Genomic DNA, 7204 nt, shown 5'->3' with positions numbered 1-7204 from the left:
CCGGTCTGATGCACGTCCTGCGCACGCCTGACGCCGCCTTCGCCGGCCTGGCGACCACCTTCGAACCGCACTACGTCGAGATCCCCGACGGGGACAGAGGGACCCTTCGGGTGCACTACCTCGACGAGGGACCGGCCGACGGCCAGGTGGTCCTGCTCATGCACGGCGAACCGTCGTGGTCGTTCCTGTACCGCAAGATGATTCCGGTCCTCGCGGCCGCCGGGTATCGCGTCGTCTGCCCGGACCTCGTCGGCTTCGGCCGGTCCGACAAGCCGGCCGAGCGCGAAGACCACACCTATGCGCGCCACGTCGAATGGATGCGGGCGCTGGCGTTCGACGTGTTGGACCTCCGCCGGGCGACGCTGGTCGGACAGGACTGGGGTGGGTTGATCGGATTACGGCTGGCCGCCGAACATCCCGAACGCTTCAGCCGCCTGGTCGTCGCCAACACCGGACTGCCAACCGGGGACCAACCGATGCCCGAAATCTGGTGGCGTTTCCGGGAGACTATCCAGGGGAAGCCGACGCTGGACATCGGCGGGTTCGTGCAGTCGGGTTGTCGACGCCCACTCAGCGACGCGGCGCGCGCGGCCTACAACGCGCCGTTTCCCGACGACACCTACTGCGCCGGCCCGCGCGCCATGCCCGGCCTGGTCCCGACGTCACCCGACGACCCCGCGACACCGGCCAACCGGTCGGCATGGCAGAAACTCTGCGCGAGTCCGACGCCGATGCTGGTTGCGTTCAGCGACGGCGACCCGATCACCGGCGCGATGGCGCCGATCTTCAAACGCGAAATGCTTGGCGCGCAGGGCATCGACCACCCCGTCGTGCGCGACGCCGGTCATTTCCTGCAAGAAGACGCCGGCGAAGAACTGGCCAACCACATCATGGAGTTCTTGCACAGCTGAGCCCTAGGCAGCGTAGGCCGGCCCGTCGGGCAGCAGGTGCCGGCGGACCAGTTTGTGCCAGCGCCGTTGCCGGTAACGGTAGATGCCCACGGCGATCGCAGCGACCGCAGCGGTGGCGCGGCCGGCGTCGATCGCGACGGTGTCGCTGTAGCGGCAACTGTGCTGGTCGATCGGTTCGACGTGCAGGGTGTGGGCCCAGGCGGTGAGGATGCCGCCGCGCTCATGAGTGCGGATGGTGCGGGTGTCGGCGTCGACCTCGAGAACTTCGATCGTGTGTCGGTAGGCCGGGATCAGGTGGAACGCGAATAGCCACGCCGATCCGCGTTCGCCGGCGCGCAGCGGCTCGGACCGCCCTTGCAGCGCCGGAATCCCGAACAGGCCCTTGCATACATAAAGGAAGGTGGCTGGCGATTGCATCGCCTGCCACACTCTGTCGGCACTGGTCGGGAGAGTTGTGGCCACATGTATGGTCTGCACGGGTCGAACTCCTTCGAGTGAGATCTCCAAATTGTGCTGCCTAGAGCAGATTTGACTACTCGCTTACGAGGGGAGGTCGCGATCGCTCCGCCGGACCGGTATCGGCCCCGCAAGCGGCCGAAACAGCAGCGCGCGCAACAGACTAGGCAGCGGATCTTGGATGCGGCTGCTCGCGTTTTCGGCGAGCACGGGTATGCGGCGGGTACCACCAACCGCATCGCGGAGGCTGCGGAATTGTCGATCGGCTCGCTGTATCAATACTTCCCCAACAAGGACGCGATCCTGGCCGCGCTGATGGAGGCACACGTCCAAGCCGGCGCCCGGCTTATCAGCGCCCGGTTGGCCGACGGTGTGCCATCCCAGCTGGACGAGGCGCTCAGAGTTTTCGTGCGAGCAACGATCGACAACCATCGCGACAATCCGCGGTTGCATCGCGTGCTTTTCGAGGAGGCACCACGGTCACCGGCCTTTCTCGCGCGGTTGCACGAGTCGGAACAATTAATGATCGACGTGACGGCAGCATTGCTCGAACAACACCCCGCCGTTCAGGTCCACGACAGTCGCCTGGCCGCGCAGATGGTGGTGGCCACGATCGAGTCGCTGGTGCACCGCCTTATCACTTCACCGTCGCCGGTCGACCCGCACCGGCTGGAAGACGAGATCGTCATGATGTTGGACGGGTATCTGCGTGGCTTCGAACGGTGCTGATCCAGTTGTTACACGGGCGGGTCTCGGGCTGCGGCAATCACAGATACCACATGAGTCTTAAGTCTCGCCTGGTACACATTTCGCCCGCCTTCGAGCGACAATCTTTGGAGCGCAAGCGGTTTGTCGCTCGAAGGCGGGCACATCGAACCACCCTTCCCCAGAGACCAGTGTCCCCGGCGACGAGAGAGCAGCAGCTGAAGCTTCAGTTTCGGGCCGCGGGAACGGAGTCACAGCCCCTACGGCTGGGCTGGGCTCACCGGGCTGAGGCCAGGAACGATCTCCGCGAGGCTGAACGTAATCGGACGCTCCAGCTGCTCATACGTGCATGAGCGTGGGTCGCGGTCGGGGCGCCACCGGTTGAATTGGGCGGTGTGGCGGAACCGTTGGCCTTCCATGTAGTCGTAGCGCACCTCGACCACCCGCTCCGGTCGCAGCGGCACGAAGGAGAGGTCCTTGCCGGCGTTCCATCGGGAGAATTCATTCTTGCGTGGGGTGCGTTGCCCTGCTTCGTGGGCGGCCCAGTTCCACGGATGGTTCTCGAAAGTCGTGACGAGAGACTGCAATTCGGTGAAGAGCCGACGCCGCTCGGCCATCGGGAAGGCACCGATGACGCCGACTGAGGCCAGGGCGCCGTCTTCGTTGTAGAGCCCGAGCAGTAGGGAGCCGATCGCCTGGTCGTCGGACTTGTGCACGCGGTAGCCGGCGACTACACAGTCGGCAGTGCGCTCGTGCTTGATCTTGAACATGACGCGCTTGTCCGGCTGATAGGTGAGTGTCAGCGGTTTGGCGACGATGCCGTCGAGGCCTGCTCCCTCGAACTCCTCGAACCAGCGCTGTGCCGTCGCCAGGTCGGTGGTCGCCGGTGTGACGTGGATCGAGGGACCGGGGCCGGCCAAGGCGTCGACGAGCGCGGCGCGACGTTCAGCGAACGGTCGGCGGGTGTAGTCGTCCTCGCCGAGCGCCAGCAGGTCGAACGCAATGAAGGCCGCCGGCGTCTTCTCAGCGAGCATGTTGATTCGGCTGGCCGCCGGGTGGATGCGCTGTTGCAGCGCCTCGAAATCCAAACCGTGTGCGGTTGCGATGATGATCTCCCCGTCGATCACACAGCGTTCCGGCATCTCGGCTTTGCATGCGGCCAGCAGCTCCGGGAAATACCGTGTCATCGGCCGCTCGTTGCGGCTGCCCAGCTCCACCTCATCGCCGTCGCGGAAACAGATCGACCTGAATCCATCCCACTTGGGCTCATAAGACGCCCCAGGTGGGATGGTCGGAACCGATTTGGCCAGCATCGGCGAGACCGGCGGCATCACGGGAAGCTCCACCGGCTCATTGTGCCGTCTCGATGATTATCGCGGGCGTGCCCTCCGCGAGTTGGCTTCGAGTGCGGCAGGTCGAACGCGTAACTTCAAAGCGTGAGCGGACTGCACTCCGACGCCGTTCGGCCGGTTGGTGATGGCTCGGATTCGGCTCGACCGAGCGCGGCAACACAACCGTCGCGCTTCGACCCGTCCCGCGTGGGGGAGTCGTAATGCCAACTGCGGCAGAAGAACTGGATGTCGATGGGATCACGGTCCGGTTCACCAATCCGGACAAGGTGTATTTCCCGAAACTGGGCTCGTCCGGCACCAAACGCAGGCTTGTCGAGTACTACCTGGCCGTCGCTCGCGGACCGATGCTGACCGCGTTGCGCGATCGGCCCACCCATCTGCAACGCTTCCCCGACGGCATCGACGGCGAAGAGATCTACCAAAAGCGGGTACCGCAGCACCATCCCGATTATTTGGAAACGTGCCGGGTCACCTTCCCGTCCGGGCGGACCGCCGATGCGCTGAAGGTGACCCATCCGGCGTCGATCGTGTGGGCCGCGCAGATGGGGACCGTCACCCTGCACCCGTGGCAGGTGCGCTGCCCCGATACCGAACATCCCGACGAACTCAGGATCGACCTCGATCCGCAACCCGGCACCGGCTTCCCCGAGGCGCGAGCGATCGCCGTCGACGTGCTCAAGCCGCTGCTCGACGAGCTGGGATTGATCGGCTACCCCAAAACCTCCGGTGGCCGCGGCGTACACGTATTCGTGCGGATCGCGACGGACTGGGATTTCATCGCGGTGCGCCGCGCCGGGATTGCGCTGGCCCGTGAAGTCGAACGCCGCACACCGGACGCGGTGACCACCTCCTGGTGGAAGGAGGAGCGCGGGAAGCGGATTTTCATCGACTACAACCAGAACGCCCGCGACCGCACATTCGCGTCGGCGTATTCGGTGCGGCGTACGGCGATTGCGACCGTATCCACCCCTTTGACGTGGGATGAGCTGGCCGTCGCCGACCCGGACGACTACACCATGGCCACCGTCCCCGACTTGGTGGCCCAGCGTGAGGACCCGTGGGCCGGCATGGACGCCGTCAAGCAGTCGATTGCTCCGCTGTTGGACATGGTGAAGGCCGATAACGAGCGTGGCCTGGGTGACCTGCCCTATCCACCGAACTACCCGAAGATGCCCGGCGAACCCAAGCGGGTGCAGCCGAGCCGAGACACTGACCTGAAGGGGAAGTGAGCAATTCCGCCGCGCTGGCGTGTCACTCGGCCAACTGCCCCAACTCGGCGAGGGCTTTGTCGAGTACGGTGAGTACGTCGGCGAGTGTGGTTTCAGGCGCGTCGTTGAATCGGGGGATCGAAGAGCACCACATGTGCTTGCCGAGAAGCCTTTCTATTTTGTAGATGTCGACGCCAGCTTCCATATCCTTTCGTGCGGCCATGAGCGCGCCCTGCATGCACATGTTTCCGTTGCCGTCGAATTCCCGTCGCTTGCACCATTTTCCGCTAGCGAGGCGTGAACGGGCGTCTCGGAGAACCGCGGCGATAGGGTCGGCGCCGCTCATCGCGGCCTGCGCCAGATGCGCCGCCGTAGAGTGTCTCGCCGGTCAGATAGCCGCTTGGTGCGGCCGTAGGCGTCCATCGGCCCGTCGGCGGTGACCAACGTTAGACACGTATTGCACGTTTCGACGATAAAATGCCGGCCCGCCGATCAACTTCTGACACGCCGACGCCCATCGAGGTGATCGGCTACCCGGCTTGTCCAGCTACGGTTCGTCCAACAGCCGTAGCGGGTGCAGACCGTCGACCGCGCCGACGAATGGCGGGTGGATGCTGTAGCCCAGCATGCGGCGAAGGTCATCGGAGACGGTTCGGGCGATCTCGCGCGACACCGAGAGCGTGAAAGCCTCCATTGGGCGCAGCCATGGCTGGCAGTATTGCGCGGTGACGGCAAGGCGGTCGCGGGAAGTCGTGTTGGCGCCTCCGCCGTGCCAGAGGGTTCCCACGAAGAAGACGCAGGAGCCGGCAGGCATAACGACCGGTATCGCGTGATCGTCTGGTCCGGGTCGGCGCTTGCCCCAGCGATGGCTGCCGGGTACGAGTACCGTGGCGCCATTGTCGGCGGTGAAGTCGTCGATCGCCCAGATCGTCGCTGCCGCCAACGGCGCCCGCGGGCGCGGGATCGGATAGAACCCGTCGTCGTGGTGAAGCAGCTGCGCAGACTCACCGGGCTGAATATTGATGGCCTGCAATGCCGAAAGCAGGTAGTTGGGCATCAGTAACCGGTCGAGCACCGCCAGCACACGCGGATGATCGACAAGCCGGTCGCATACCCGCGTCCTGCTCAGCAAGCTATAGACGCGTTGAGTGCGGCGCCCCTCGAAAGAGTTTCGTCCGGTGTGCCCCAGCCACGGGCGCACGATCTCGCGGATCTGCCGACACTCTTCGGGGTTGAGCAGGTTCTCCCAGACGACGTAGCCGTCGCGGTCGAGGGCTGCGATGTCTGCCTCGACGATCGCGGGCTCGACGGAGGCCCCGCTGGTAGGCGTCCACTTGTATCGTTGCGCCAGATCGCCCCTGAGGTCCTCCAGCGTTGTGACGGACTCATCGTCGATGTTCATCTGCACTCGCCCTATCGCGCTGGCACACTACGGTGCCTGCCTACCGACCCATGATCTCACTGCGGCGCTGGGCGATGTGGCTGTACCGAAAGCTGTGCCCGTAGCAAAGTGACTCTGGCGGTCCCACACGCCGGATCTCGGTCAACGCTCCGATTGCTCGATCTCGTCCAGCTGCCTATCCAAATCTGCTAACTCCCTCGCCAGGCGCCGCATCTCGCGTGCGACGGCGGCGCGACGCTGCTCAAGTTGCGCGCGGCGCTCGTCGCGCCCCGTGTCGTTGTGCGCGTCTGCCTGCATAGTGTCGCCCCCCCGGGTCCGGCTGTGAGGTTGCCGCCAACACGCAGTGTGTGCGTAGTGCACCGGGGCAGCCAACCCGCGCCGCGACTGAGAACACAACTGACGACCAACTGACACCGCTCCGTGACCGGGCACCACCACAAGCGGCACCGCCCGACTGGGGGCCGAGCGCGTTCGTCAAGATTGGTGCAACACGCGTGGGCGGGCAAGCGCAACGCTTTCCGGCGCAGCGGCTAATGCCGACAATCCGGAAGATGCGCGATCGCGACCGGGTTACGGAAGGAAAGATAAAGCGTGGCTCTGAGTTTCAACGACGTCATTCAATCCAAGTACCTGCTTTTGACGACGTTCACCAAAGACGGCCGCCCCAAACCTACACCGATATGGGGGACGCCCGACGGTGACCGGCTCCTTGTCATCACCGACGATGGCTCGTGGAAGGTCAAGCGAATCCGCAACACTCCCAGAGTGACGATCGCCAAGAGCACGGCGTTGGGCAAGCCCAAGAGCGAACCGGTCGAGGCGATCGCCCGCGTCCTCCCGAAGTCGGAGACGCGGCGCGTCTACAACGCCGTGCTCAAGCGGTACTGGTATCACGCATGGTGGTTCTATGCGCACTCGATCGTGCGCGGGGGTATCGACAAGGTGCACATCGGCATCGAGGTCACAGCAGCCACACGGCAGGAACCGACCCTGCCCTAAAGCAGCTTCGGCCTGTCACCATGGGTTATATGGCCACCGCGATTATGGTGACGCTCGCGCTCGTGGGGCTCGGGATCGCGATCGATCAGCTGGCTCGGCTGAAAAAGTGGTTGAAGAGCTCGCCAACTGACGTGAAGGAAGTCCCAAAACCCCCTGACCGGACCGACTGAG

The 7204-nt window shown here is 64.7% G+C and carries 9 protein-coding genes; 5 read left to right on the top strand and 4 right to left on the bottom strand.

Annotated features, from left to right (window positions below):
- Positions 1–8: 8 nt before the first annotated feature.
- A complete protein-coding gene (locus VFA16_RS13720) occupies positions 9–911 on the top strand; it encodes a haloalkane dehalogenase (protein ID WP_324968347.1) in 903 nt (300 codons plus the stop codon).
- 3 nt (positions 912–914) lie between these two features.
- On the opposite strand, the gene VFA16_RS13715 is transcribed toward VFA16_RS13720, so the two are convergent.
- Positions 915–1328 (bottom strand): hypothetical protein, encoded by a 414-nt coding sequence (locus VFA16_RS13715; RefSeq protein ID WP_414687717.1) that lies wholly within the window; start codon positions 1326–1328, stop codon positions 915–917.
- A gap of 111 nt (positions 1329–1439) precedes the next feature.
- Here VFA16_RS13715 and VFA16_RS13710 point away from each other — a divergent pair, with 111 nt between their 5' ends.
- On the top strand, positions 1440–2096 hold the full coding sequence (locus tag VFA16_RS13710) for a TetR/AcrR family transcriptional regulator (protein ID WP_324968345.1): 657 nt from the start codon (positions 1440–1442) through the stop codon (positions 2094–2096).
- A gap of 236 nt (positions 2097–2332) precedes the next feature.
- On the opposite strand, the gene VFA16_RS13705 is transcribed toward VFA16_RS13710, so the two are convergent.
- The gene (locus VFA16_RS13705; protein WP_324968344.1) at positions 2333–3418 is read right to left on the bottom strand and encodes an ATP-dependent DNA ligase; all 1086 of its coding nucleotides are present in this window, start codon (positions 3416–3418) and stop codon (positions 2333–2335) included.
- A gap of 206 nt (positions 3419–3624) precedes the next feature.
- On the opposite strand from VFA16_RS13705, the gene ligD reads away from it, so the two are divergent.
- On the top strand, positions 3625–4653 hold the full coding sequence (gene ligD / locus VFA16_RS13700; RefSeq protein WP_324968343.1) for a non-homologous end-joining DNA ligase: 1029 nt from the start codon (positions 3625–3627) through the stop codon (positions 4651–4653).
- 22 nt (positions 4654–4675) lie between these two features.
- On the opposite strand, the gene VFA16_RS13695 is transcribed toward ligD, so the two are convergent.
- Together VFA16_RS13695 and VFA16_RS13690 are read right to left on the bottom strand one after the other, a co-directional pair.
- Complete coding sequence (locus VFA16_RS13695; RefSeq protein ID WP_324968342.1) at positions 4676–4978, bottom strand: DUF6197 family protein; 303 nt, start codon at positions 4976–4978, stop codon at positions 4676–4678.
- 201 nt (positions 4979–5179) lie between these two features.
- Positions 5180–6034: a phytanoyl-CoA dioxygenase family protein gene (locus VFA16_RS13690; protein WP_324968341.1), complete on the bottom strand. Its 855-nt coding sequence runs from the start codon at positions 6032–6034 to the stop codon at positions 5180–5182.
- Positions 6035–6625: 591 nt separating this feature from the next.
- On the opposite strand from VFA16_RS13690, the gene VFA16_RS13685 reads away from it, so the two are divergent.
- Both VFA16_RS13685 and VFA16_RS13680 read left to right on the top strand, forming a co-directional pair.
- Positions 6626–7033, top strand: a complete 408-nt coding sequence (locus tag VFA16_RS13685) for a PPOX class F420-dependent oxidoreductase (RefSeq protein ID WP_324968340.1) — start codon at positions 6626–6628, stop codon at positions 7031–7033.
- A gap of 29 nt (positions 7034–7062) precedes the next feature.
- Positions 7063–7203 (top strand): hypothetical protein, encoded by a 141-nt coding sequence (locus VFA16_RS13680; protein WP_324968339.1) that lies wholly within the window; start codon positions 7063–7065, stop codon positions 7201–7203.
- Position 7204 lies beyond the last annotated feature (1 nt).

Origin of the sequence: Mycobacterium sp. (assembly GCF_035653355.1) — a bacterium.
Taxonomy (GTDB): Bacteria; Actinomycetota; Actinomycetes; order Mycobacteriales; family Mycobacteriaceae; genus Mycobacterium.
This window is presented reverse-complemented; position numbering and strand designations above follow the sequence as displayed.

Excerpts from the sequence above, each read along its gene's own strand:
- VFA16_RS13720 (WP_324968347.1), top strand. The coding sequence starts at position 9 with ATGCACGTCCTGCGCACGCCTGACGCCGCCTTCGCCGGCCTGGCGACC.
- ligD (WP_324968343.1), top strand. The coding sequence starts at position 3,625 with ATGCCAACTGCGGCAGAAGAACTGGATGTCGATGGGATCACGGTCCGG.
- VFA16_RS13715 (WP_414687717.1), bottom strand. The coding sequence starts at position 1,328 with ATGCAATCGCCAGCCACCTTCCTTTATGTATGCAAGGGCCTGTTCGGG.
- VFA16_RS13680 (WP_324968339.1), top strand. The coding sequence starts at position 7,063 with ATGGCCACCGCGATTATGGTGACGCTCGCGCTCGTGGGGCTCGGGATC.
- VFA16_RS13695 (WP_324968342.1), bottom strand. The coding sequence starts at position 4,978 with ATGAGCGGCGCCGACCCTATCGCCGCGGTTCTCCGAGACGCCCGTTCA.
- VFA16_RS13690 (WP_324968341.1), bottom strand. The coding sequence starts at position 6,034 with ATGAACATCGACGATGAGTCCGTCACAACGCTGGAGGACCTCAGGGGC.